This window comes from Bifidobacterium catulorum (assembly GCF_003129925.1).
In the GTDB taxonomy this organism is placed as follows: domain Bacteria; phylum Actinomycetota; class Actinomycetes; order Actinomycetales; family Bifidobacteriaceae; genus Galliscardovia; species Galliscardovia catulorum.
Window position 1 is genome coordinate 1 of sequence record NZ_QFFN01000030.1, and the last position, 25577, is coordinate 25577.

Below are 25577 nucleotides of genomic sequence, written 5' to 3' on the forward strand. Positions count from 1 at the left end.
ATCAAGACCACCATCAAGATCGGCTACGGCTACCGCAACCTCGACAACCTCATCAGCCTCGTCATGCTCAAATGCGGAGGACTCGACCTACAACTCCCCGGACGCCAATAACCAGCAGGCCGGACCAGTGATCCACACCCACACAAACACCCGAAGAGCCAAGAAAAGCCACCATGAACTTCATGGTGGCTTGGTGGGGAAAATGGATGTGAACTAGTTCTCCCGGTATTTCTCCAACAGGTCAAGATAGCGGTGAATCGCGGTGTAATCAGGGTCCTTAGCCAGCTCATACACCTCGTCCGGGAATTTCGCATAGAGATCAGGATGAGAGTAGGCAATGCCCAAGGTGTCAGCAATGGCCAGATCAGGCTCCCCGACAAAAATCATATCCCGGGCATCCTCTTCGAGGTCCTCGTCTAGTCCACTAACGATTTGCAAACACCGCTCAGACAGAGAAATCAGGTCTTCAAGCGTCACGACAATTCCTCTCTCCATTGTTTGGCACGATTAGGCTTGACCGCTATTTTACCGGAGGGAGTGTTCCTGGTCACGCCTTCACCCCCCCCATCGGCATCGCGCGGTCTATGACATACTTGTCGTCAATCTTGTATGCCTTGACCTCAATCTGGACGCCATTAATGGTCTTGCCGAATCGGTCAGAGCTCGCTCGTTTTTCGCCGGTGTGATCCAATCGGGGGCCGTCATGACATGGCTGATGGCCTGGACGATGTCGTCCCCGGTCCAGTCCTTGGGGAACTCGGTCTTGCCCGGCACCCCGGTACCGTAGAGGTGGCCGCCGCGTTTGCCGTCGCCCTCGCCGTGAAGGATGTGGTTGACGACGTTTTCGGTCGGCGGCTGCACGTTGGCCGGCCATTCGACATCTTCGGAAGGCTTTTCCACCGTTTCGACCGGTTTCGACTTATGGGACAGTCGTTCCATCTTCCGAGCGAACCGCTCTCTGCGCCGCTGTGCCAGGAATTCGGCGATGGCCATGCTACGGCAGTACAGGGCGACATCGAACACCATATACGAGTATTGGGGTATGCTCCTCGCCCACGCCTGCGGATATTTCCACACCGCTTTCCACATGGCCAGCTCACGGCGCCGGAACGCCCTCGTCTCCTTCTCGGAGAATCTGGCGACACCCTTCTCCACGACTTCCATGACACGGTACCGGCCCAAAGGGAAGTCGGGCACAGGCCCGTCGTATCCGCCATTGGGCAGGCTCATCAACGTGTATCCCGCGCGCGCGGACGTCCTTGAACTGGGGTCCTTGGCCGGTCCGCTGCATGTTCTCGCCCCTCCGCTGACCATGATCTCACCTCGCTTCGCCCGGGCCTTTCGCCCGGCTCACGTCATGGCAACCCCGTTTCGGGGCATAGGAAAAGCCGCCTTGGAAAAGGCGGCCCAACGCAGCGTGTAGCCGTGGGAAATCACTAATTACTGAACAGTCGAATCTCGGAATACGCGTCATGGATCGAACGACCATCAAGCACCGGCACCTTCTGCTCAAGAAACTCCCGGAAATCATGGGATCCGGAGAACAGCACGGGATACGCCCCATCATCCAGAACCGTCGGGTCCACTATCGACCACGGTGGTAGATACTGGATAAACAGTTTTCGCCCCCGGTACTCGAAGAACTCGTCACCATACCGCTCCAAGACATCCTCCGTGAACCCCTCCCACGTAAGAGGGGTACGGAAATAAGAAATCTCGTCTATTGTGTGTGATGGCTCCATAAGGCTATGACCCTTTCCACCATGCGTTTCTCCTGCGGAGTAAGGTTCATACGCGGCTCGTTCTTCGGATTGTACTCGTTATGGAAGTACCCGTCATGCACATGCACCATCTGCCCGCCATAAAATGGTCAAGGCTGATCTGCTTCAACCGTCTACCGTCATTGTCGAAATAAGTGACGTTCTTAAGCTTGCCCGTATCGCTGACCGCGACGTAGATGCGGCCTTTTGCGCGAGTCTCCATCGGAGCGCGGTTCTTGCCTACTTTGTCCATCACGAATTTGATCTGGAGACGATCAGCGACCTGCTCGTCGACCGGGACGCCTACATCCAGGCCGAACGGATGTACGAGGGAGACAGGTGGCTGATCGCCGAGGAGCTTAATCTCACCGTCGACGTGATCGACGACTATCGTCTGCTGCTCCGGTACGAAGGCGTCGGACGATAGCACACGCACCCGCCGCGAAAGGGAGAAAAAGGGAGACTATCCGGGGGAGGTTTTGGGAGACTTCTTCCACCTTCCCGCTACAAGCGGTTCCTCACCATGCCGACCACGTCGGCGTTGACCTCGCGGATGCGGGGATCTGCCATCATCTCGTCCACACTCATCCAACGGCAGTCCCTGGACCCCACGCGGAACCGGTCCGCCCTCCATGCCGCGGGCAGGCTTCTCACGTCGGCGCGGTACAGCGTGTACTCGTACCAGCGATCCTCGTCATGCTCGGTGGAATGCTTCTCATGCGCCTCCCCGCCGACGCGGGTGAGGGTGAAATCCGTCTTCGGGATGCCGAAGCCCGTGGAAAGATAGTCGGCGAGAAGACGCCGGTTCTCCTCCTCGCCGTCGGCGGTGGCGTGGTTCGGGAAGAAGTCGCAGTCCCATCCCGCGTCATGGTAGAGCAGATACCGGGCGCCGTCCCTCACGGCGACGATCGAGCTTCTCTTTGCGGTCCTGTCCATGTTCACCAGCTCCTCATACAACGCGTCCGCATCATATCCCCTCACCCATGCCATGATCTCGGCGATCACGGCGTACACGAAGGCCAGTGCGCCAAGAACGCCGTATCCGATGCGCCAGCCGAGCGGCATGTCGGTGGTGAACACGGTGAGCAGGAGGAACGCGGCCTCCACGGCCGCCACCATGTTCGCGGCCTTCGCGCCGAATCCGATGAAGGGGCTGCGTCTCTGTAGCATGGCGTCCAGTCGCGCCGAATCGATTCGCAGCATCATGTAAGGGTATCGTACACGACGATGTGCCCACGACACCATTCCCCCAACCGTCCGAAATACGTCGTCTCATACGTCGTCCACAAAACAGGGTGTCAAAAATCGTTGCAAATAAAGGGCTTACGAGTTTCATATTCAATTCCCGCCAGCTCCACGAACACAGGCCGTCCGAGCGATGCTCGGGCGGCTTTTTTGTTGCGGTCCGCCCTGCAAGGGCCACCCGGTCGTTCACCGTTTCGGCTACGACAGACCGACGAAATGCGGCGGTTCGCTCCCGAAACGGTGATCAGACGCATGAAAGCCAGACATCCGGGCGTTATCGTTGGAGACGTACCCGATATCCGGCGAAGAAAGGTCGATGATGACGATTGCCTCATGCGGCACGGTGTCCGCACATACGTTGGGATTATCCGCGAAGACCGCGATTCCGGCATCGAAGGGCGAACTGCCCAAGCAGGTGTTCTATGCCAAGGCGACGATATCCTCGCGTCTGAAGAAACATTTCACCGATCAGGTGGAATCCATCACCATGCTCGGCCTCCTGCGGTCCACGAACACCGGCCTTGCCGAAGGAGCACGTTGCCGTGAGATCCTCGTACTCGGCATCCGAATCACGGGAAACACGCCCGAGGACGTATTGTCGTTCATCGCCTCGCGTCGCGCCAGCGGCATCATATTCGTCATCGTGCGCGACGCCGACGCCGCGGAAGACGGCACAGCCGCGGCAGTCAGGCAGGAATGCGCGCTCGCCGTATGCCGCAAGGCCCCCGGCAGGATCGGGCACATCGCCGAATCGAAGACCTACGTCGGCCCATGGAAACCGGCCGGCGAGGCGCGTCTCGCATTGCGCGGCACGACACTGGACGAGGCATGGGATTCGTTCTGCGCGCAGGCCATCCTCGGCGACGACGATGGCACGGACCTCGACGCCCGGATACGCCGACGGGACGACATCGCCTCGCTACGTGCGCAGATCGCCAAGCTGGAACGCGATCATGGCCGGGCCAGGCAGCCCGCCCAACGCAATGAGATCTATGCGAAACTGCACAAGGCCCGTAAGCAGTTGGACGATCTGATGGCGTAGGGCCTCATCGCACGTCCCGGGACACCCCGGGACGACTTGTGACGTCCCATCGGGTGAAGCTTGAATAACGCCGGTAGACTGAACATCATGCGCATCATCGTACAGAAGGTATCACAGGCATCGGTATCCGTCGTTCCCGAATCGGAGGGCGACGAACCGTTCACACGGCAATCCATCGGCCGCGGCTACATGCTTCTCGTAGGCGTCGCCGATTCCGACGGCCCCGATCAGGTGGCGTGGCTGGCGAGGAAGATCGCGCATCTGCGGGTGTTCGAGGACGAGGACGGGAGAATGAACCGTTCCATACTCGACGTCGGCGGCGAGGTCCTGTCAATCTCCCAGTTCACGTTGTTCGCCGACGTGCGCAAAGGCAACCGCCCCGGTTTCACCGGCGCCGGCAGACCCGACCATGCGCGGGACGTCTGGCACGCGTTCGACAGGGAACTGGCATCGTACGGCATCGAAGTGCGCGAGGGCCGATTCGGGGCCCACATGCAGGTCTCATTGACCAATGACGGCCCCGTGACCATTTCATACGATACCGACATTCTTATGAAATAAACGTTCTGGTATAGACGATTTCCTATATCATTCTGCCTTATGCTATGAAACGTCGTTCATCTTGATGGACATTGACATCATCGCCCCTCCGATGGCGCCCCTCCGATGGCGTCGTAAGCCTGATGCCCCATCCGTCGTGTTCGACGTATCCGTCCTATTTGACGGTCGCCTTGTCGGGGGCGGCGACGTTGATGGTCTTCGCCCCGTCGAGCTGCTTCGGATTCTCCAGCAGTTTGTCGACGACCGCCTTCTTCAGGGCGATGTCCGAGGAATTGCCCCATATGATGACATAGCCGTCGCTGAGTTTCGTGGTCACGGAATCCTGGGTCTTCGCCTCGACCTTGGTAATCTTCCTGCGTACGGATTCGTCAAGCGATCCGAGGATCTTCAACGCCTGCTGCACCGCCTTGTCGTCCAATCCGCGTCTGGCGTCGCTGACTTCGATGACGGGAATGCCTTTGACCGAGGCTTCGACGGCGTTGAGCACGCGCCCCTCACGGTCGACCGCGGTCAGGCTTGTATCCGAGGCGCGAAGTATCGCCGCAGGGATCTCCGCCTGCACATCCACCGTCATGCCGTGAGGGAAATGCTTGGTCACGGTCGCCGAGGTCACACCAGGAAGCTCGGAGATGTCGCCTTCCATGGTCTTCGCATCGACGAGCAGCAGGGAACGGCCCGCCTGCCGGCCGGCGATGTCGGCGACCTTCGTCTTAGACACCCAGGTGTTCGTGCCGGTCACTTCGATACGGTCGTCATGAAGCCTGAGCAGAGGCGAGAACAACAACGACCATGTGATGAGGGAGACCACCGCGACGACGAGCACAACGATCGCCGCCCGGACCATGTGACGGCGGCGCAGCGCCCGTCGACGTTCCGCAAGACGTTCGGGAAAATTCACGACCTTGGGACGGGCGAACAGGCCCGGTCCGCCGAAGTCCTCGCCGTCCAGTCGTTCGGCGACCGATTTCCGTGATTTCATCCGCCGCACGTCGACGAAATCCTCGGAACTCGAAGATGCCACGGCCGCGGACTTCGTGGAGGATTGGGCGACGCGAGGGGACCTCTTCTCCGCCATGTCCGAGGACACGACGGAGGATGCGGAGGAGGGCACAGAGGAGACGGAACGACCCATGCCATCGTCATGCGATCCGCCGCGTGAAGAAATCGTTCGCCCTGTCATGCCCGTCCCCCTCATGTGGATATGCCGTATTGGTCTGCGATGATTGCGGACGCCCGGGTCGGACCCGTCGCCCGAAAGAACCTTCTCCGAGGAACGCCCTCGTTTCAGTCCCGCTCGCCGCGGGCGCGCAACACGCTGAGGATGACCTCGCCCATGGCGGTGATGTCTCCGGCGCCGACGGTGAAGATGACGTCGCCCGGATTGCTGCGCATGGCGAGCATCTTGGCCGCCTGGCACATGTCGGGCACGGCCTGGATCCAGCCCCGCTGCGGATCATGCTCGATATTGACCGCGGCATCGACCACCGTATGCGAGGTGACGGACGGATAATCCTCCTGCCGCTCCCTCGCGGGGAAGATGCAGGTGACGATGACGTCGTCGGCCTTGGCCAGCTCCCTCGCGAAATCGTAGGCGAAGAACCTGGTGCGGGAGAACAGATGGGGCTGGAAGAGCACCCGGATCGTGGAATCGGGGAAGCGACGGCGCGCCGCATCCAGCAAAGCGCCGATCTCCGTGGGATGGTGGGCGTAATCGTCCACGACGGTGACGCCGGCCACCTTTCCCCTGATCTCAAAGCGTCTTGCGGCGCCGCGGAACGTACCCGCGGCTTGTGCCGCGTCATGGGGGTCCATGCCCAGCAGCGTCGCGGCGATGATGGCGGCCGTGGCATTGCGGGCGTTATGGATGCCGGGTATGCGCAGTCGGACGGGGATGTCCGCGCCGTCGGCGATCCGATGGGGCAGGTGCAGCACGAACGATTCCACGGCGGTGTCGGATTTCACGGCGGTGTCGGAGCCGACGGCGGACGCGCCGCTCGTGGCCGCGGGCACGGAGGCTTCGGCTTCATGGTCGATGTGCACATATGCCGCGCCGTTGATGTCGCCGAGCGCATCCAGCGGACGGGTGGCATAGACCACCGCCCGGGACGCCGCCTGCGAATCGAGGGCACGCAACACGGCGAGCGCCCCGTCGTTGTCTCCGCACAGCACCACGTGGCCCGTGGCGTGATGGGCGTGGTCGACGAACGCCCGGCGGTATGCCTCGGCGGTGCCGTAATGGTCGAGATGCTCCGCTTCGACGTTGGTGATCACGGCGATCTGCGGATGATATTTCGCAAAGCTGCCGTCGGATTCGTCGGCCTCGGCCACCAGCACGTCTCCCTTGCCGGCGTGGCCGCCGTCCAGTGTGCCGTGCGGGCCTTGAATGGACCCTCCGATGGCGTAGCTGGGGTCGGCGAGCTCCCCGGCGCCGGCGTTGACGAGGATGTGGGACAGCAGGGCGCTGGTCGTGGTCTTGCCGTGGGCCCCCGCCACGGTGACGGCGCGAGCCGACTCCATGAGCAGGGCGAGGACGTCGCTGCGATGCATGAGACGCGCCCCGGCCTCGACGGCGGCGACGATCTCGGGATTGTCCGGCTTGATGGCGCTGGACCAGACGACGGTGTTCACGCCATCGACGTTGTCGGCCCTCTGGCCGATGTGCACGGTGATGCCGAGCTCCTCCAGACGATCCACCTTCGGGCCGCGTTCACGGTCGGAGCCCTGCACGTCGACGCCGCGCTCGTGCAGAATCTCCGCGAGGACGCTCATCCCGGCACCGCCTATGCCGATGAAATGGGTGCGCCCCAGTTTACCCAACGTCAGCGTATCGGCATCGGACGGACGGCTGGTTGGTTCAAGAACGATGGCATCATGACGTGTGTCTGACACGGCGGAATCTCCTTATAGAAATGCAAACTCATTCCATTATCGACGAGGCCGGGATATATGGGCGGACCGGCGACGGTCACCGATGCGCCAGTTCGAGCACGCGTTCCGCCATGGTCCGGGCGGCGTCCCTGATGCCGTATCCCCAGGCCGCCTGCGCGATCGAGGCCAGTCGTTTCCCGTCGGAAAGCAGTCCCGGGACATGGCCGGTCACCCATTCGCTCGTGAAATCGTCGTCCCGGACCATGAAGCCCCCGCCCGCCTCGACGACCGGTTCGGCATTGAACCTCTGCTCGCCGTTGCCGATCGGCAGCGGCACATATACCGCGGGCACGCCGAGCGCGGTGATCTCCGCCACGGTGCCGGCGCCGGACCGGCACATCACCAGGTCTGCGCAGGCGAACGCCTGGTCGATGCGTTCGAGATACTCCGCGGCATGGTAGTCGCCCGTTCCTGCGGAGTCGGATCCGATGCCGGAGAGCACGCCTTCCCCCGCGGAGGCGGAGACCAGTTTGCGCACCTGGCCGATCTTGCCCTTGCCGGTCAGGTGGATGACCTGCGCCACGGACAACAGCTCCCTGGCGGCGTTAGCCACGGCCACGTTCAGGCTTTGCGCCCCGAGCGATCCACCCGTGACGAGCACGATGGGACGGTCCGGGTCGACGCCCAGTGCCTCGGCGCCCTTCGCACGGGCCGCGGCCCTGTCCGCTTCCATGTCGGCCGCGACCTGCGCGATCGCCGGGCGCAGCGGAAGCCCGACACGTTCGATGACGGCGTTCGGTCCCGCGACGAGACCGGTCCGCTCGTACACGGTGCCGATGAAATCGGCCCAGCGGGCTCCAAGCCGGTTCGCCATGCCGGCGCGCGCGTTCTGCTCATGGATCACGACGGGGATGCCCATGTTATGTGCCGCATAGTAGGCCGGTGCCGAGGCGTAGCCGCCGACGCCGACGAGCACGTCGGCATGGCGGGCGGCGAGGATCTCCCTGACCCGTTTGGTCTCCCTGACCCACCGGAACGGGAACTTGAAGGCATCGGCGTTCAACGACCTGGGGAACGGCACCTTTTCGATGGTGTCCATCTCGAATCCCGCGGCGGGGACCAGACGCTTCTCCAGCCCCACCTCGGTGCCGATGACGCCGATTTTCGCGGACGGCTCGATCTCACGGATGCTTGATGCGATGCTCAGCAACGGATTGACATGACCTGCGGTGCCGCCACCGGCGAGCACGATGCTTACTCCTTCAGACATGCTTACGAGCATACCGCCCGGCACGGCCCGCCGCATCCCCGGACCGGAGCCAGAATGCGGCGACCGCGGTCATGAACGTTTCACCGCGGCCCGTATCTCGCTTTGGGCACGGGCCATCCGCACGGCCGCGCCCGCCGCGGACAGGCACATGATCAACGATGTGCCTCCGGAGGAGACGAACGGCATGGGCAGGCCCATGACGGGCAGGAACCGGACGACCACGCCGATGTTGACGAGCGCCTGTCCGGCAAGCCATACGACGATGCACATGAGCACCACGCGAGCGTAGGCGTTCTGGTGGCGTATGGCGATGTTCACCAGGCACCAGCCCATGATGACGAAGCCAAGCACCACGGCGCATGCGCCAAGGAAGCCGAGCTCCTCCCCGATGACGGCGAGGATGAAGTCGTTCTGCGCCGCGGGCAGATAGTTCCACTTCTCCCGGGAGTTTCCAAGCCCCACACCGGTGAGCCCGCCCGTTGCCAGGGCGTAGGTGCCGTGGATGGCCTGATAGCATACGCCGGTAAGATCGTCGCCCGTGCAGGTGCCGTAGGTGGCCCGTATGCGGTTCATGCGGTTGGAGCTGCCCGCGACGAACATATACAGGATGCCGATGCCGCCGACGACGACCATGGGGAGGAACCAGCGCAGGGGGAACCCGCTGACGAGCAGGGCGGTAGCGCCGATGAGCACGATGATCATGCAGGTGCCGAGGTCGTGTCCGAGACCCACCGCGCCCGCGGCGCAGAGGAAGCCGAGGAACGGACGGCCGTACGCCCTCCCCCACGCCTTGAGGTCCGGGGTGGGTTTGCCTTTCGCATTGAGCAGCGAGGACGGCATCCATATGCACAGCGCCAGTTTGAGAATCTCGGCCGGCTGCACCTGGACGAAGCCGAGGTCGATCCACCCCTGGTTGCCGCCCGCGGTGACGCCGATGCCGGGGACCATCGTGAGCAATTGCACGAAGACGGCCGCCACCAGCAGGACGGTGGAGAGCTTGCGGAGCAGCTTCAGCGGCGCGATGGAGAACACGAATCCACCAAATGCGCCGAACCCCATGAATACCACCTGCTGCAGGAGAGTGCTCCAGGGGGACTTCCCCTGAGACACCGAATCCACGGTCGAGCTTGAGAACACCATAAGCATGCCGAAGAGGGTGAGTGCCACCACGGACATGATGAACCCGTAGTAGCACCACACCGGGTTGAGCAGGCATCGGATGCCCGTATAGCTGATCGGTTTGGAACCGGAATCGCCGGGTCTGGTCCTGGCCACAGGCGAACCATTGGTCACCAAGGCCACGGCCTTGTCCAAGCCCTTGAGTTGGACGTCGCCGGACCGGCCTGTCCGCTGGGCCGCGGACCGGGAGACGACCGACCTGGAACGCACAGGGGTCTTCTTCCGAGAGGAGGACGAGGCCGATGGCTTGCCGGCCGCCGGCTTCCTATTCGCCATGGGCGGCCACCCATCGCCGCGCCGCCGCGGCGAATCGCTCGCCACGATCGGCGTATGACCTGAATTGGTCCATCGACGCACAGGCGGGGGCCATAAGCACCACGTCGCCGCCTGCGGCCAGAGCCCCGGCCGCATCCACCGCGCGGTCCATGACCGTGTCCTTCGGCTCGGGGTCGATGACCGTGACCGGAATCTCGGGGGCCTTGGCGTTGAACGCGTCCAGCATGGGCCGCTGGTCCGTGCCGATGATCACGGCCGCACGAATCGTCTTCGCCTGATCGGCCACGAGGTCCTCGAAACGCGAGCCCTTGGCAAGACCGCCTGCGATCCACACCACGGTCTTCTCACCGAAACTGGAAAGCGAGGCACGTGCGGCATGCGCGTTGGTCGCCTTGGAATCGTCGATGAAGCGGATCGTCCCGGAGCCGGTGGACGCCTGCGCCACCTTGGCGATGCGATGCCCGCCGGGGGCGAATGCACGCAATGCGCCCAGCGCGACGCTCGATGGTATGCCCATGCCCAGCACCAGGGCAAGCGCGCACAGGGCGTCGGCGAGCAGATGGGGGTATATGGTGCCGTCGGGTTCGCTCAGATGGGTGAAGTCGAGCACCTTGGCCATCCGTTCCGGAGCGTCCGTGGAACGCAGCCCGCTGCGGTCCACGATCCATCCGTCCTCGACGCCGATCTGTCCCTGACCGGGAACGCCCAGGGTGAAGCCGACCCGACGGCACCCCTCCGCAGGATGCGCCGCCATGGCGATCTCGGACACCCGGCGGTCATCGGCGTTGTAGACGAGGGCGCGGCGGACGTCGTGGTACACCTTGGCCTTGTCGGCCGCGTAGTTCGCGAAGCCGCCGTGCCAATCCAGATGGTCGTCGGCGAGATTGGTGATGGCCGCGCAGTCCAACGCCAGCGAATTCGTGAAATGCATCTGGAAGGAGCTGAGCTCCACCGCCAGCGCGTCATGGGATCCGTCCACAGCGGCCGCGGAGACGGGGACTCCGATATTGCCCACGGCCGGGGCGTTGAGCCCGGCGGCGCGAAGCATCTCCGAGACCATCTCCGTGGTGGAGGTCTTGCCGTTGGTGCCGGTGATGCCGACCCACGGCGCCGGATTGCCGCTGCGGGAAGCCTTCACGCGGACGCGCCAGGCGAGCTCGACCTCGCTCATCACGTCGATGCCCCGTTCGGCAGCCTCAAGCAGGAACGGTGTGGAGGGCGGGAACACCGGGGAGGTCATGATGGCGTCGAGCCTGTCGAAGTCGATGTCGCCCTCCGTGTGGAAGTCGGCGTCCGGCTTGCGTTCGTCGTAGGTCAGCACGGTGGCGCCCAGATCGGCGAGCACCTTGCATGCGCTCCGTCCGGAGACTCCCAGTCCGGCCACCATCACCGTGGCGCCCTGAAAATTCTCAACTGTGGTCATATCGGTTTTCCTCCCTTGAAACGCCGCCGTCGAAACGGGCTCCCATCGTCACAGCAACTGGCCGGAGCCGACCAGCCAATTGGAGTAGAACATCACCAGTCCGACGAGCACGAAGAACATCTCAATCATCCAGAAGCGTACAACGACGGTGTTCTCCTGCCATCCGCACAGTTCGAAATGATGGTGGATGGGCGCCATCTTGAACACACGCCTGTGCGTCATCTTGAAGTATCCGACCTGGATCACGTCGGAGCAGGTCTCCATCACGAACAAACCGCCGAGCACGACCGCAAGCACCTCGGTATGCGTGGTGATCGACAGCGCGGCGAACAGGCCGCCAAGGGCCAGGGACCCCGTGTCTCCCATGAAGATCTTGGCCGGGTTCGTGTTATACCACAGGAAGCCGCAGCAGGCGGCGACGGCGCAGGCGGCGATGATGGCCAGATCCTGCGGGTCGGAGACCGAATAGGTGAGCCCCTGCGCGTTCGTTCCCCGAAGATGGTAGGACTCCCAGTAGGCGATCAGCGCATAGCCGACGAACGCGGCCATCGACGTGCCGCTGGCCAGTCCGTCGAGGCCGTCGGTCAGGTTGAAGGCGTTCGTCCATGCGGTCATGAGGAAGTTCACCCAGACGACGAACAGCACGATGGCGACGACACGGCCTGCGAATTCGAACGAGATGAACGGATGCTCGATGAACGCGATGCCCGCCTGGGCGCTCGGGAAGCCGCTTTTGGTGGGCACGATCAGAGTCAGCACGGCGAACAGGGTGGCGAACACGAACTGGCCGAAGAACTTGCCGCGTACGGAAAGCCCCTCGTTCTGCTTCTTGCGTACCTTCGCGAAATCGTCGATGAAGCCGAGGCAGCCCATCGACAGCATGGCGAACAGCACGAGGACCGCCGTCCAGGACGGCTTGTCGTGATAGGCGAAGAACCGGTACAGGGCGGACGACGCCCAGCCGAGCACTATGGCGAGGTTGATGACCACGCCTCCCAACGTCGGCGTGCCTCGTTTGACCAGATGGGACTGGGGCCCGTCCTGACGGATGTACTGGCCGTAATGCAGTTTATGCACAAGATGGATGAGCAGAGGCGTGCAGACGAGGGTGACGACCAAGGATACGCCAAGGCCGATGAGCAGCGAGATCACAGTGTTTCTCCATTCTTCGTAGCATCAGCGTCATTCACGGAATCGGTCACATGATCGTTGCGCTCCCAGCGTGCGGCGAGCGCGCTGAGCCCCGACGCGTGGGACCCCTTCAGCAGGACGACGGCGTGGGCGTGATCCCTTGCCAGCCGTATCACGGCGTCGTCGGCCTCGTCCACGTTGTGGGCCGTCTCGACCACGGTCCGGTCGTCCGTGGATGCGGACCGGGCTCCGTCGGCTATGTCGCCGGCGAGGGAGTCGAGCGTGGCGTCATGGTCGCCTCCCACGGCGACGACCGCGTCGACCCCGGCGTTCACGGCGTATTCGCCGATTGCGCGATGCATGGAGGCCTCGTCGCCGCCGAGTTCCAGCATGGAGCCGAGGACGGCGATTCGGAAGGGCCGGCCGCCGGATGCAGCGGACCACCCGGCAAGGCCGTCGATGCCCGCCTTCATGGAATCCGGATTGGCGTTGAACGAATCGTCGATGACGGTGAACGATGCCCCGGCGCGGTCCAGTCGGAACACGGACATGCGGTGGGGGCTGATGTGGCTTTGTTCGCCGAGGACGCGGACGATGTCGCCGGCCGGCACACCGAGATACCATGCCGCGGAGGCCGCCGCAAGGGCGTTCATCACGTTGTGTCGTCCCGGGATCGCCAGCCGCACGTGCAGGGGGTCGGCAACGTCCGGCAGCATCATGTCGAATTCGGGCCGGTCATGGTCGTCCGTCGTCACGTTCCACGCGCGGATCTGCGCGTCGCTTCCCTGGCCGAACCAGAACACCTTGCCCGGGGCGATGCCCGCCATGGGCACAACGTGCTCGTCATCGGCGTTCAGTATTGCCACTCCATGCCCGTCGAGCGCCCTGACGATCTCGCTCTTCGCCTTCTGGATGTTCTCGACGGAGCCGAATTCGCCCAGATGGGCGACGCCCACCTTGAGCACGATGGCGATGTCGGGCCGCACCAGCGATGTCAGGTACGCGATCTCGCCCAGATGGCTGGCGCCCATCTCCGACACGAGGAAGCGTGTATGCTCCCCCACCTCCAACGCGGTCAGGGGCATGCCGATGTCGTTGTTGAACGAACCGATCGGCGCGACCGTCTCGGCCTGACTGGAGAGCAGCGCCTTGAGCAGATCCTTGGTGGTGGTCTTGCCGACGGAGCCGGTGATGCCCACGACGGTGAACGGGGCGGACGCGTTCCGGCGCCTTGCGATGTTGGCCTTCGCCAGCAGGCCCAGGGCGGCCACGGTGTCCTTCACCACGATCTGCGCGATCGGCGCATCCTCGACGACATGGTCGACCAATGCGGCCACGGCGCCGGACTCCTCCACCGATCCGACGAAATCATGACCGTCCACATGCTCTCCCGCTATCGCGACGAACAGCGAGCCGGGACCGGCCTTCCTGGAATCCGTGACCACCGAGGTGATGCATGCCGAGCCGTCACGACCCTGCGTGTCGCGCAGCAGACCCGAGACGGATTCCGCCGCATCCTGCACCGTCATCGCCATCATGATATTGTTCAACCTCTTCCGTCTTGTCGTTGCCGGTTCCGGAAATACGATCCCGGAACCATGTTTTCCCACCCCGACCGCCGTGTTCCACCATCGGGGGCCTCCACCGGTCTCCCGGTTCAGATCATCTCCCTGGTGACCCGCAGCGCGCTGCGGATGTTCCCCTTGCGCACGCCGGCCTTCATGACCATCGCTATCGCCAGGGAAAGCCTTCTGTCGGACGCCTCGTCCACGGCGCCCTCGTAATGGCGTGCCATGTCGTCGGTCTCCGCGGTACGGTGCGCCACGTGGGTGCGCTCGCGCAGGACGACGCCGTAGCGGTCCACGGCCTCCTTGAGGGAGGGCTGCAGCGCCAGCGGATCGTCCGGCTCGCTCAATGCGCATACGTCCACGACCACCGCGGACAGCGCCCCCTCGGCAAGTGTCTGCTCGTCCGCGCCGATGACCACGGCGGAGGCGCCGTCCTCGACGAAGACGCTCAGCATGCGTTCCACGTCCAATACGCCGAGCGGGTAATCCTCCACGAGGTGCCGCTCCAACGACGTGGAATGCCGCAGGCTTATCTGTCCCACAGGATTGCCCAGCACGTGCAGCAGTCCCGCGAGGTCGGAGACCTGCTGGGACGTATGGTCCCCGACGATGAGGAACACGGCTATGGAATTGGAGGGGTGTCCGCAGATGTCCGCGGCCATCTGTCCCCGTTCGACCGTCGACAGGTCGCCGTACAGCACGGGGATGTTGCCCTGGAATCCGAACCGTTGCGCCGACAGCGGCAGCAGCACCGCGTAGGCTCCCCGGCGTTCCGCTTCGAGAATCGTGTCGGCGTCCGTCTCATCGGGTCTTGGCATGGCCAACGCGCCCGGCGTAACCGAAGCCATGTCGTCGGCGAGGGAGGTGACGGTCACCTTGCCGCAGGCCTTGGAATCGGTTATCAGACCATACCGTTCCCGCAGATCGGAAACGGTGAGATGTTCCGTACTTGCCTCACTCAATGCACTCATCGCTCACCTCTTGGCATCGGTCGGAATATGAATATGGCGTCCATCATCCGCATCACCATTCTGTAGGAATAGCATTCTTGCGGGCGGGCGAATTCGGCACCTCGTACTTCTGCATAAGGAATTCACCAATGGTCGCGACCACGGGCCCGGCGGTCACGCCGCCGTACGTTCCCTCGGGGTCCTTGAGCACGACGGTGACGACGTACTGCGGGTCGTCGGCGGGGATCGCGGCGATGAAGTCTCCTATGTTGCTGGTGAGCGCGCCGTCGTCGCCGGCCACCTGCGCGGTGCCGGACTTGCCGGCGATGCGGTATCCCTTCACCCCGGCGATGTCCTTGTACTGGTCCGCCATCGATTCCATCATGTCGAGCATCTCCTTGGCGACGGATTCGTCGATGACCCTGACCGGCTGGTTCGTCTTCGGCGTGGTGTCGTTGCCCTGGGCGTCCGTCGAGGATTCGATGATCGACTGCCCGCAGCGAACGCCCTTGTTGGCGATCGTGGCGACGACGTTCGTCATCTGCAATGCCGAGGCGGAGTATCCCTGGCCGAACAGCACGGTGTTGCGGGTGCGCAGGTCCCACGACTGGTACGGGGCCAGCTGACCCCGGGATTCGCCGGGGAATCCCAGACCCGTGCTCTGGCCGATGCCGAATCTGGTGATGTATTCGTAGCGTTTCTTCAGCGAGTAGTTCTTGGACGCCATGATCGTGCCCGTGTTGGACGACTCCTTGAGTATGCCCGCGAGGGTGAGGTTCAGCGTGCCGTGCTCGTGCGAATCGTGGAACGTCTGGCCGTTCACCTCGGTCTGGTACGGCACCTGGAAATGATCGGTGGGCTTGTGGATGCCCTCCTGCAGCAGTCCCGCCGCGGTGATGAGCTTGCCTGTCGATCCCGGCTCGAACACGGTGGTCACGGCCTTGGACGTATTGAGCTTCGCCTCGTCGCTGCCGGCTTCGTAGGTATCGGTGTCGGCGATGGCCACGATGTGGCCGTTCTTGACCTGCTGCACGACCCCGATGCCCCATTCCGCGCCGGTCTTCTTCTTCGCGTCGGTCAACGCCTTCTTGACGTACCATTGCACGTCGCGGTCGATGGTGAGTTTGACCTTGCCGCCGTCGACCGGCTGCCTCGACTCGGTGCGGGTCCCGGGGATCTCCTGGCCGTTGGCGCCGCGTTGGTATCTGGTTTCGCCGTCCTCGCCCGTGAGCGAGGCGTCGGTCATCTTCTCGATGCCCGCCACGCCGGTGCCGGTGCTGTCCACGCCGCCGAGGAGGCTGCCCATCAGGCCGCCGTCGTCGGCGTAGGAACGGTCCGAGGTGAGTTCGTAGTTGATTTCGCCGGCCAGATGCAGCTTGTCGATGGAACGTTTGACCGCGGGCACCACGTTCTTCTTGAGGATGACGTACCGGCTGGTGCCCACGAGTTTGCCGCCCAGCTCCATGGCGTTCATGCCCAGCACGGGTGCGAGCATCCTGGCGACGGCCGCGGCGCCCGTCCCCTCCACGTCGTGGCCGTCGATCGAATGGCAGACGGAGTCGTTGCTGCCGTCGCAGTCGATGGGCTTGAATTCGGATATGGCCTTCTGGTCGGCGTATACGGTGTAGCGTTCCACGCTCTGGGCGAGCACCACGCCGTTGGTGTCGACGATCGTTCCGCGCTGCGATTGCAGCGGCTTGGTGACGGTGCGGCTGGCGGTGGCGGCTTCGGCGACCGATCCGGCCGCGATGAGCTGGATGTAGGAGAGCTTGCCGATGCAGAGCGAGAACAGCATCGCGAGGGCGATGCCGACGGCGAGCGCCCTGCGCCGGAATATGTCGCCGTCGGTGCGGTAGGCCTTTGGCTTGCGACTCACTTGTTCCCCTTTGCGGCGTTGCCGGCGGCGTCATAGCCGTCCAGATCGATGGTCAGGGAGTCCGTTCCCGGTACCATGCCCAGTTTCTGGGCCTTGTTCGGCAGGGACGCCTGCAGGGAATCGAGCTTGGTCTGCCGTTCCTGGATGTCCTGGGTCAGTCGCCCGATGGACTGCTGGGTCTCGGTGATGGCGAACGAGTCCTCCACCATCTGGGTGCGCAGCACGAGCGATCCGACAAGGCTGGCGGCCAGGAAGACGAGAGCGCAGACGAAGTGGAACACGCGCATGCGTCGCGGGCTGTCGCCGGTCACGGCCTGCCGTATGCGTTCGTGGAACGTGACGGGGTGTTGCGTCTTCTCCGTCGAAACCCGCAGTTCGGGCCTCGACTGGGCGGCCGTGGGGCCGCTGCGCGGGGCCGAAGACCGGGTTCGTGCGGTTCTTGGTGATGCGCTCATCGGCGTCCCCTCCTCGTTCGGCTCGTATGGCGCGCGTCGCGACGTCCGTTCGCGTCCGTCGGTTCCGCATATCCTTCATGCTGCTGTCTGGCGTATCGTTCGGCCCATCGCTCCGGTATCGGCCTGACGAGCTCGATGCCCCGCAGACGCACCGACGCGGACCGTGGATTGGACGCGATCTCCCCCTCGTCGGCCTTGATGGCGCCGTGGGTGATGTCGCCGAAGAACGGACGGGCGTCCGGGGGAACGACCGGCATGTCCGCGGGAGCGTCGATCTTCAGCCCGTTGGCCATGAACCGTTTGACCGTCTTGTCTTCCAGGGAGTGGTAGGACTCGACGACCAGACGCCCTCCGACGGCGAGATGCAACGCGGCCTGCGGCAGCGTCGAGGCCAGTTTGTCCAGTTCGCCGTTGACCTCGATGCGCAGCGCCTGGAAGACGCGCTTGGCCGGGTTCCCGGCGGGACGGTGGGATTTGGGCACCACGCGGTCGACCAGTTCGTTGAGCTGGGCCGAGGTGTGCAGCCCTCCCCTGTCACGGGCCTCGACGACGGCCTTGGCTATCGGCCCGGAGAACCGCTCCTCCCCGTATTCACGGAATATCCGGCGCAGCCGTTCCACGGGGTATTCGTTGAGGATCGTCTCGGCCGTGCGTGTCTGGGTGACGTCCATGCGCATGTCCAATGGGGCGTCGTGGGAGTAGGAGAATCCTCGTTCCGTCTCGTCGATCTGCAGGCTGGAGAGGCCGAGGTCCATGAACACCGCGTCGACCTTGTCGATGTGGCGCTCCGCCAGGACGTCGGCGAATTCGTCGAAGGCCGCGTGAACAGGGATGAACCGTCCTTCGAATCCGCCATCCTTCATGCGTCGGGTGGCCAGTCCCAGCGCCTCCTCGTCGCGGTCGATGCCTATCAGCGTCGCCTCTGGGGCGTTATGCAGGAACGCCGTGGCATGACCGGCGAGGCCGAGCGTGCAGTCCACGATGATGGCGCCGGGCCGCCCGGCGGCCGACGTGACGAGACGCACGCAGTCCTCCAGCAGGACCGGCTGATGAATCGCTGTGATATCCATGTGTTTCAGAACTCCACCGTCGGTAATACGTCATCCGCTATGTCGGCGTATCCCTGTTCCTGTTCGGCCAGATACGCCTCCCACGCTTCCCTGTTCCAGATCTCGGCGCGCGTGCCGACGCCGATGACGACGACATCGCTGCCCAATCCCGCATAGTCGCGGAGCATGGGAGGTATGACCACCCTGCCCTGCTTGTCCGGCTCCTGGTCCACCGCGCCGGACAGGAACACACGAAGATAGTCGCGTGCCGCCTTGTTGCCCAGCGAGGTGCGCTGGATCTGCATGGCCACACGGCGGAACTCGCCATGCGGCAGGAGATAGATGCACCGTTCCTGCCCACGCGCCATGATCAGCCCCGGACCGAGCTGCCCGCGCAGTTTGGCGGGCAGGGCGAGCCTCCCCTTGGCGTCGATCTTCGGGGTGTATGTGCCCAGCAGCAGGGGCGGCAGATCCGTCTGGGCACCGGATCCGGCGACGGCTGACTCCCCTGGAGCATCGGCCATCGCGTTCACCTCCTTGCCCGATCCGCAGGAACCGCGACCAACAGTTCACCACTTTACCCCACATATCACCAATCCTCCCCACCCGATGGCGTTTTCCATCCCCATACCGACACATTCACCGCCACGCGGGCGCATCCATGCGTGTCGGACGGCGTTCCCACGGTGTAGGTTCCACGCCCGCGTGCCTCGTCACGGCAGCCGATTCAGGGCTGGGCGTATAGTTGATGGCCGAACTTTTCCCCCATCCCCAGCCAAGGAGCCATCCGGATGTCGAACTATTCCTCCCAATTGCACGACGAGCAGCAGGCCGTGGACCGCGCCTACGGCCGTCTGGACGAGATGCGGTCGCAGCTGCGAGAACGCCTCGACCGGGTCCGCGCCGCCGGCTCCCATGGCTCGCCGACGCAGCGCGCGGAGCGTGATTCGTTCGCCACCATGTACGAGGACCGGCTCACCCAGCTGCGCGCCGTGGAGGACCGTCTGGTCTTCGGACGACTGGACACGACGGACGGAAGCCGCCGGTACATCGGCCGCATCGGATTGTCGGGACGCGACCATGAATCGATCCTCGTGGATTGGCGCGCCGAGGCCGCGCGCCCGTTCTACGAGGCCACCCCGGCGCACCGCGGGGACATCGTCATGCGGCGGCATATCACGCTGCGGTTCCGCGAAGTGGTCGGCGTGGAGGACGAGGTGCTCGACGTGCATTCGTCACAGATCAACGAGGCGTCCGCCTCCGGCACCCTGACCGGCGAAGGCGCGCTGCTGGCGTCGCTGAGCTCGCGGCGCACCGGCAAGATGACCGACATCGTCGCCACGATCCAGGGCGAACAGGACCGCATCATCCGCGCCCCGATGGACCGGGCGGTCGTCGTGCAGGGGGGGGCCGGAACCGGCAAGACGGCGGTGGCGCTGCACCGGGCCGCATATCTGCTGTACACCCACCGGCGCAAGCTCCAGCGATCAGGCGTCCTCGTGGTGGGGCCCAGCCCGGCGTTCCTGCATTACATCGACCAGGTCCTGCCCTCTCTGGGCGAGACCGGCGTGGTCTCACGGACCATAGCCAACCTCATCCCCGGAATCAACGCCGTCCATGCGGACGACCCCCGCGCCGCGGCGTTGAAGGGGGACCGCCGGATGCGGACGGCCGTGGCGAACGCGGTCTCGGCCCGTCAGCGGGTGCCTCATTCATTGCCCACCGTGCGGATCAACGGCATCGCGGTGCCCATGCTGCCCACCGACATCACGACGGCCCAGACGGACGCGAAACGCACCCGCAAGCCCCATAACAAGGCGCGCGAGACCTTCGTGGAATCCATGCTCCACCTGATGACGAACCGGTACGTCGAACAGCTCGACTACGACCCCGACCGCTCCGAGATCGCGCAGGCCCGTTCCATGCTGCGCATGAACGACGTGGTGCGACGGACGCTGAACCTGGCATGGCTCCCCATGACCGCGCAGTGGATGATCTCCGACATGTTCGCCAAACCGAACAAGCTGCACAGGTATGCTCCCTGGCTTTCCGACGACGACGTAGCCACACTGACCCGCGCCAAGGACGCGCCGTTCACCGTCTCCGACGTGCCGCTGCTGGACGAGGCGATGGAGCTGCTGGGCGCCGACCCGCGCGAGGACGTCATCAAGGCGCAGAAGGCCGAGCAACGGCGACGGGACGAGCAGTTCGCCAAGGATACGCTCGCCCAGGCGGGCATCGGATCGGGCATCGTCTCCTCCAGCATGCTGCTCGACCAGATCAACGGCTTCGACGAGGAGAGCGCGGCGCAGCGCGCCGCCGGCGAAAGGGAATGGACGTACGGGCATATCGTGGTCGACGAGGCGCAGGAGCTCACGCCCATGGAATGGCGCATGCTGATGCGTCGATGCCCCTCACGCTCGTTCACCATCGTCGGCGACATCGCCCAGACCTCGTCCCTTGCCGGGTCACGTTCCTGGGAGCGGACCCTGGATCCGCTGTTCGGCGAGGATGGCTGGGACCTCAACGAACTGACCATCGATTACCGAAACCCCCAGGAGGTCTCCGATCTCGCATCCCGATTCGCCCAAGGCGAGGGCCTGTACGTCTCCACCGTGAAGGCCGTGCGCCGGATGCCCGATTCGGTCGAACGCGTCACGCTGCCCGACCTCGATCAGGTGCTGGAGACCGCCGGCGAATATGCGGCCGATCTGGCGACGCGGTTCGTCTCCGAGGACGGCACCGGCCGCATCGCGGTGATCGCGGACGATGAGATTCGCGGCCGGCTCTCCGATTCCATATGGGAGCCCCTCCGACGTCGTCTTGGCGATCGACGGGCGGACGGCCTGCGCTCCCAGCCGGAGTGGGACAGGCAGGTCGGCCTCTGCGGGCCGCAGGACGTCAAGGGACTGGAATTCGATGCGGTGGTGCTGGTGGAGCCCGGGCTCATCGAGGACAACGCGCCCTCTCGTCCGGTGGCCGCGTCCGACCTGTACGTGGCCATGACCCGCCCCACGCAGAAACTGGTCATCGTCCGGACCCAGGATGATTTAGACCACCTTGCGATATAGAGTAGGTCACATGCCTAAAGCCTTACTTCTGGAAAACATCCATCCCTTCGCCTCCGAGAACCTGCGTCAGCATGGCTTCGAAGTCGTCACCACCAAGGGCGCGATGGACGAGAACGAGCTGATCGACGCCCTTGACGGCGTCGACCTGCTCGGCGTCCGCTCAAAGACCAATGTCACCGAAAAGGTGCTCAAGGCACGTCCGGACCTCACCGCGGTCGGCTGCTTCTCCATCGGCACGAACCAGGTCGATCTGGACTATGCGGGCGCCCACGGTGTCGCCGTGTTCAATGCACCGTATTCCAACACCCGCTCCGTGGTGGAGCTGGTCATCTCCGACATCATCGCCCTCATGCGGCGCCTCCCGGCGCATTCGCACCACGTCCGTTCCGGCGTGTGGGACAAAAGCGCCAGCGGCTCGCACGAGGTCCGCGGCAAGACGCTGGGCATCATCGGCTACGGCAACATCGGATCCCAGGTCTCCGTGCTCGCCGAGGCGCTGGGAATGCATGTCCTGTTCTACGACATCGAGGAGAAGCTGGCCCTGGGCAACGCGGAACGCGCCAGCAGCCTGGAGGACCTGCTCGAACAGTCCGACGCCGTCACCCTGCATGTGGATGGACGGAAGTCGAACACGAACTTCTTCGGCGAGCCCCAGTTCGCGTGCATGAAGCAGGGAGCCGTGTTCATCAATCTTTCCCGCGGATTCGTCGCCGACCTCGACGCGCTCAAGGCGCATCTTGACTCCGGCCACATCGCCGGCGCCGCGGTGGATGTGTATCCGGTGGAGCCGAAGAAATCCGGCGACCCGTTCAAAACGCCGCTGAGCGAGGAGGACAACGTCATCCTCACCCCGCATATCGGAGGTTCCACGCTGGAGGCGCAGGAGGCCATCGGTCACTTCGTCTCCCACAAGCTTCTCGATTACTGGAGCAACGGCATCACCTCGCTGTCGGTCAACCTGCCGACGCTGAACATGAACCCGTGCCAAGGCGCAGCCCGCATCGCCCATCTGCACGCCAATCTTCCCGGCGTGCTTGCCAGCGTCAACCATGTGCTCGGCTCGGAGAACATCAACATCACCGCCCAGGCCCTTGCCACAGAGGACGACCTCGGCTATGTGGTCACCGACGTGGCGACCATGCCCAGCCCTTCGGCCCTCGACGCCCTCAGGTCCCTTCAGGGCACCATTCGCGTGCGTGTGCTCTGACGACGACGTCCGACGATTCGGATTCCGTCGCGGTCACGGCACACCACCGATGTCGGCGGCAACGATGGCTATCGACATCACTGGGGTTGGGGCCACCCCCAACCGGGGGCCGCCCCAACCCCATTCGGCGTTTGACTCCGTGATGCCGGTCGACGTCAGTCGGAGCCAATGCCGTCCTGCGCACGCAGCTGACGTATCGCCCGCTCGAAGTCCTCCAGATTGTTGAATTCCTGATAGACACTGGCGAACCGCATATACGCCACTTCGTCCAGGTTCCTCAACGGCTTGAGAATGGCCTTGCCCACATCCTCCGATTTGATCTGCGCGAGTCCCCGTGACCGCAGATCCTCCTCCACCTTCTGCCCGAGCTGCTTGAGATCCTCCTCCCGGATGGGACGCCCCTGGCATGCCTTGCGCACTCCGGTTATGACCTTGTCACGGCTGAACGGTTCGACGTTGCCCGAGCGTTTCACCACCATGAGCGTTGCGGTCTCCACCGTGGTGAAACGACGCTGGCACTTCGGACATTCCCTACGACGACGAATGGCGTAGCCATCCTCGCCCACGCGGGTGTCTACGACCTTTGTATCAGGATTCTGGCAAAAAGGACAATGCATACCCATAAGAGTAAACGTTGGTGTTCCCATCTCCGCGTGTCCTTTCCGCGTCACGGACCCCCTCAGGGCCCGGTCATCATTGATTTCGCACCGGGTGCTTCGGCACGACGATGCGCTGCCCCGTCTGCAGCTTCGTCGTGCGCAGATGGTTCATCTCCCTGAGCTCGTCGACGGCGTCGTTGACGTCCCCTCCCGGTGGAGTGATCGCCTCTGCATACGACCACAGCGTATCCCCCGGTGCGACCACATAGCTGACCACCTCCTGCGGCCCGGAATCGGAATCCGCCCTCTGCGGCGAAAGAACCGCCCCGCATACCACCGCCACCACGGCCACCAGCATGAGAACCCCCACTCTCTCCTGCCAGGAACGAAACGCCGACAGCAACGCACGAACCTTCGCGCACGCCACCGACCCGGCAAGGCATGCGCCCATCCGCACGGAGAAGCCACACACCATCCCGCGACGCGGCACGTCACCGTCCGACGTCCCGATGCTCCGAGGCTTATCTCTTGACGGCTTATCGCTCACCGACTTATCCAGCGTCACCCCATCGTATATTCCTGCGTCATCGCATATTCCCGTGCCATCGCATATTCCTGTGTCCAACATGGCAACCACCCTTCTCGAACGTTTGTACTATCGAACACGTGTACTAAGTATGGCACATATGTTCGAACTGTGCAACAATCGATCTTCGAACATCTGTTTGATTTTTGGCACGGAACAAGGTACAGTTGAAACAATCGAAAGGAGCATTCCGTGAGCACAATCTCTTTCACCAATCGCGGACGGACCACCCTCGCATATAGCGAGGACGCCCTCACCGAGCGACAGCGCGACGTGCTTGCAGCCATACGCTCCCATGTACGTGAACGAGGATTCGCCCCCTCGTTCCGTGAAATCGGGGAAGCCGTCGGGCTGAAAAGCCCCTCCTCGGTCAAACACCAGCTTCAATCACTGGAGGAGAAGGGCTTCATACGCATCAGCGCCAACAAGGGTCGCGCCATAGAACTTCTGGACGGCGACGGCGGTTCACACGGGGACGGACGCGACGGCCACAAGGGATTGGGGAATGCATCCATTCTAGGGTTCGCGGTCACGGCTGACGACGGGACGTCCCGTGACCCCAGCGAATCGATCATGCGTTCCCGGGATGTCCCCCTTGTCGGGCGCATCGCCGCCGGGGTCCCCATCACCGCGGAACAGCATGTGGACGACGTCATGCGTCTGCCGGAGCGGCTCACTGGGTCCGGCCATCTGTTCATGCTGGAGGTGCATGGCGATTCCATGATCGACGCCGCCATCTGCAACGGGGACTTCGTCGTCATCCGTGAGCAGAACGAAGCCGAAAACGGAGACATCGTCGCCGCGCTTCTCGATGGAGAGGCCACCGTGAAGACCTTCCGCAAGGAACAAGGCCATGTGTGGCTCATTCCCCACAATCCTTCATACTCTCCCATCGACGGCAGCAATGCAACGATCATGGGGAAGGTGGTCACCGTATTACGTAAGATGTGACGCCCAACATACGCCTGCAATCCCGAATGGCAGGCGTATCAGAAGCAGAACCATCACAAAATCAAGTCCTACGTGTGTGTCATCAAGGCGCGGGAAACAAAGACGTACAACGGTAGGTTGTAACGCACGGTCGCGTAAAACCCATTCCGCAACACCCCTTCGCATAGGTTTCTACGCATGAGTGCGTTATAACCATTCCGCGGACCCTCTTTGCGATGGTTATAACGCACACGCACACAAGAACCTACACGAGGCGTCACCTCACGTAGGTTCTTACGCACGGTCGCGCAAAAACCATTCCGGGAATCCCCTTTGCGTAGGTTATAACGCACGGTTGCGTTATAACCTACGCCGAACTTCCCGCACACCAGAGACAAAAAGCAAGTCCTACGCGTGTGTCATCAAGGCGCGGGAAACGAAGGCGTACAAAAGTGAGCCTTCGCCAGTTTGTGTGGTGGGGTGTTGAGCCTCGGCGTCGTGGCCGGGGCTTTTGTGTGTGCGGGTATGGAA

General features: G+C 63.5%; 23 protein-coding genes and 1 pseudogene. 6 read left to right on the forward strand and 18 right to left on the reverse strand.

Translation table 11 applies throughout. The features are described 5' to 3' along the window. Window positions 1–213 precede the first annotated feature (213 nt). From DF200_RS08670 to DF200_RS08680, 3 genes are all read right to left on the reverse strand, one after another. Complete coding sequence (locus tag DF200_RS08670) at window positions 214–477, reverse strand: hypothetical protein (protein WP_109137880.1); 264 nt, start codon at window positions 475–477, stop codon at window positions 214–216. Window positions 478–582: 105 nt separating this feature from the next. Further along, entirely contained in the window at window positions 583–1230 is a 648-nt protein-coding gene (locus tag DF200_RS08675) for an EndoU domain-containing protein (protein WP_109137881.1), read from the reverse strand. Window positions 1231–1436: 206 nt separating this feature from the next. Continuing rightward, window positions 1437–1664, reverse strand: a complete 228-nt coding sequence (locus tag DF200_RS08680) for a hypothetical protein (RefSeq protein WP_146192057.1) — start codon at window positions 1662–1664, stop codon at window positions 1437–1439. Window positions 1665–1866: 202 nt separating this feature from the next. Here DF200_RS08680 and DF200_RS08685 point away from each other — a divergent pair, with 202 nt between their 5' ends. Beyond that, on the forward strand, window positions 1867–2187 hold the full coding sequence (locus DF200_RS08685) for a hypothetical protein (RefSeq protein WP_109137883.1): 321 nt from the start codon (window positions 1867–1869) through the stop codon (window positions 2185–2187). Window positions 2188–2264: 77 nt separating this feature from the next. Here the strand turns inward: DF200_RS08685 and DF200_RS08690 are convergent, their stop codons facing one another. Then, a complete protein-coding gene (locus DF200_RS08690; RefSeq protein WP_241520212.1) occupies window positions 2265–2966 on the reverse strand; it encodes a DUF1206 domain-containing protein in 702 nt (233 codons plus the stop codon). A gap of 358 nt (window positions 2967–3324) precedes the next feature. On the opposite strand from DF200_RS08690, the gene DF200_RS08695 reads away from it, so the two are divergent. Both DF200_RS08695 and dtd read left to right on the forward strand, forming a co-directional pair. Next, window positions 3325–4047 carry a DUF4391 domain-containing protein gene (locus DF200_RS08695; RefSeq protein WP_170112501.1) on the forward strand — a complete coding sequence of 241 codons (723 nt, stop codon included), beginning with the start codon at window positions 3325–3327 and terminating at the stop codon, window positions 4045–4047. An 87-nt stretch (window positions 4048–4134) separates the two neighbouring features. Beyond that, a complete protein-coding gene (gene dtd / locus DF200_RS08700; protein ID WP_109137885.1) occupies window positions 4135–4608 on the forward strand; it encodes a D-aminoacyl-tRNA deacylase in 474 nt (157 codons plus the stop codon). A 154-nt stretch (window positions 4609–4762) separates the two neighbouring features. Here the strand turns inward: dtd and DF200_RS08705 are convergent, their stop codons facing one another. The 12 genes and pseudogenes from DF200_RS08705 to mraZ form a co-directional block, all read right to left on the reverse strand. Next, window positions 4763–5788, reverse strand: coding sequence for a cell division protein FtsQ/DivIB (locus tag DF200_RS08705; protein ID WP_158275826.1), 1026 nt, complete (start codon window positions 5786–5788; stop codon window positions 4763–4765). 104 nt (window positions 5789–5892) lie between these two features. Continuing rightward, a complete protein-coding gene (gene murC / locus DF200_RS08710) occupies window positions 5893–7497 on the reverse strand; it encodes a UDP-N-acetylmuramate--L-alanine ligase (RefSeq protein ID WP_109137887.1) in 1605 nt (534 codons plus the stop codon). A 76-nt stretch (window positions 7498–7573) separates the two neighbouring features. Further along, window positions 7574–8746, reverse strand: a complete 1173-nt coding sequence (locus DF200_RS08715) for a UDP-N-acetylglucosamine--N-acetylmuramyl-(pentapeptide) pyrophosphoryl-undecaprenol N-acetylglucosamine transferase (protein ID WP_109137899.1) — start codon at window positions 8744–8746, stop codon at window positions 7574–7576. Between the two features lie 69 nt (window positions 8747–8815). Next, window positions 8816–10201: a peptidoglycan glycosyltransferase FtsW gene (locus tag DF200_RS08720; protein WP_109137888.1), complete on the reverse strand. Its 1386-nt coding sequence runs from the start codon at window positions 10199–10201 to the stop codon at window positions 8816–8818. After that, a pseudogene (murD, locus tag DF200_RS08725) lies at window positions 10191–11639 on the reverse strand (UDP-N-acetylmuramoyl-L-alanine--D-glutamate ligase); the annotation flags it as partial. The pseudogene murD and the gene DF200_RS08720, both read right to left, overlap by 11 nt. Before the next feature lie 33 nt (window positions 11640–11672). Then, a complete protein-coding gene (mraY, locus tag DF200_RS08730) occupies window positions 11673–12776 on the reverse strand; it encodes a phospho-N-acetylmuramoyl-pentapeptide-transferase (protein WP_109137890.1) in 1104 nt (367 codons plus the stop codon). Beyond that, entirely contained in the window at window positions 12773–14293 is a 1521-nt protein-coding gene (locus tag DF200_RS08735; protein WP_109137891.1) for a UDP-N-acetylmuramoyl-tripeptide--D-alanyl-D-alanine ligase, read from the reverse strand. The genes mraY and DF200_RS08735 overlap by 4 nt, the downstream gene beginning before the upstream one ends. 119 nt (window positions 14294–14412) lie before the next feature. Beyond that, window positions 14413–15294 (reverse strand): UDP-N-acetylmuramyl peptide synthase, encoded by an 882-nt coding sequence (locus tag DF200_RS08740; RefSeq protein ID WP_146192058.1) that lies wholly within the window; start codon window positions 15292–15294, stop codon window positions 14413–14415. A 52-nt stretch (window positions 15295–15346) separates the two neighbouring features. Beyond that, on the reverse strand, window positions 15347–17149 hold the full coding sequence (locus DF200_RS08745; RefSeq protein WP_241520213.1) for a peptidoglycan D,D-transpeptidase FtsI family protein: 1803 nt from the start codon (window positions 17147–17149) through the stop codon (window positions 15347–15349). Further along, on the reverse strand, window positions 17146–17604 hold the full coding sequence (ftsL, locus tag DF200_RS11175) for a cell division protein FtsL (protein ID WP_241520214.1): 459 nt from the start codon (window positions 17602–17604) through the stop codon (window positions 17146–17148). Before ftsL ends, DF200_RS08745 begins: the two co-directional genes overlap by 4 nt. Beyond that, window positions 17601–18674, reverse strand: coding sequence for a 16S rRNA (cytosine(1402)-N(4))-methyltransferase RsmH (rsmH, locus tag DF200_RS08755; protein ID WP_109137893.1), 1074 nt, complete (start codon window positions 18672–18674; stop codon window positions 17601–17603). The genes ftsL and rsmH overlap by 4 nt, the downstream gene beginning before the upstream one ends. Before the next feature lie 5 nt (window positions 18675–18679). Then, window positions 18680–19177, reverse strand: coding sequence for a division/cell wall cluster transcriptional repressor MraZ (gene mraZ / locus DF200_RS08760; RefSeq protein ID WP_109137894.1), 498 nt, complete (start codon window positions 19175–19177; stop codon window positions 18680–18682). Window positions 19178–19444: 267 nt separating this feature from the next. Here mraZ and DF200_RS08765 point away from each other — a divergent pair, with 267 nt between their 5' ends. Next, on the forward strand, window positions 19445–21724 hold the full coding sequence (locus DF200_RS08765) for a HelD family protein (RefSeq protein ID WP_109137895.1): 2280 nt from the start codon (window positions 19445–19447) through the stop codon (window positions 21722–21724). Between the two features lie 10 nt (window positions 21725–21734). Further along, window positions 21735–22931 carry a phosphoglycerate dehydrogenase gene (gene serA, locus DF200_RS08770; RefSeq protein WP_109137896.1) on the forward strand — a complete coding sequence of 399 codons (1197 nt, stop codon included), beginning with the start codon at window positions 21735–21737 and terminating at the stop codon, window positions 22929–22931. A gap of 155 nt (window positions 22932–23086) precedes the next feature. On the opposite strand, the gene nrdR is transcribed toward serA, so the two are convergent. Together nrdR and DF200_RS08780 are read right to left on the reverse strand one after the other, a co-directional pair. Beyond that, window positions 23087–23548 (reverse strand): transcriptional regulator NrdR, encoded by a 462-nt coding sequence (nrdR, locus tag DF200_RS08775; protein WP_109137902.1) that lies wholly within the window; start codon window positions 23546–23548, stop codon window positions 23087–23089. Between the two features lie 76 nt (window positions 23549–23624). Then, complete coding sequence (locus DF200_RS08780; protein WP_241520215.1) at window positions 23625–23900, reverse strand: LysM peptidoglycan-binding domain-containing protein; 276 nt, start codon at window positions 23898–23900, stop codon at window positions 23625–23627. A 408-nt stretch (window positions 23901–24308) separates the two neighbouring features. Between DF200_RS08780 and lexA the strand changes: the two genes are divergently transcribed. Continuing rightward, on the forward strand, window positions 24309–25067 hold the full coding sequence (gene lexA, locus DF200_RS08785; RefSeq protein WP_109137897.1) for a transcriptional repressor LexA: 759 nt from the start codon (window positions 24309–24311) through the stop codon (window positions 25065–25067). Window positions 25068–25577 lie beyond the last annotated feature (510 nt).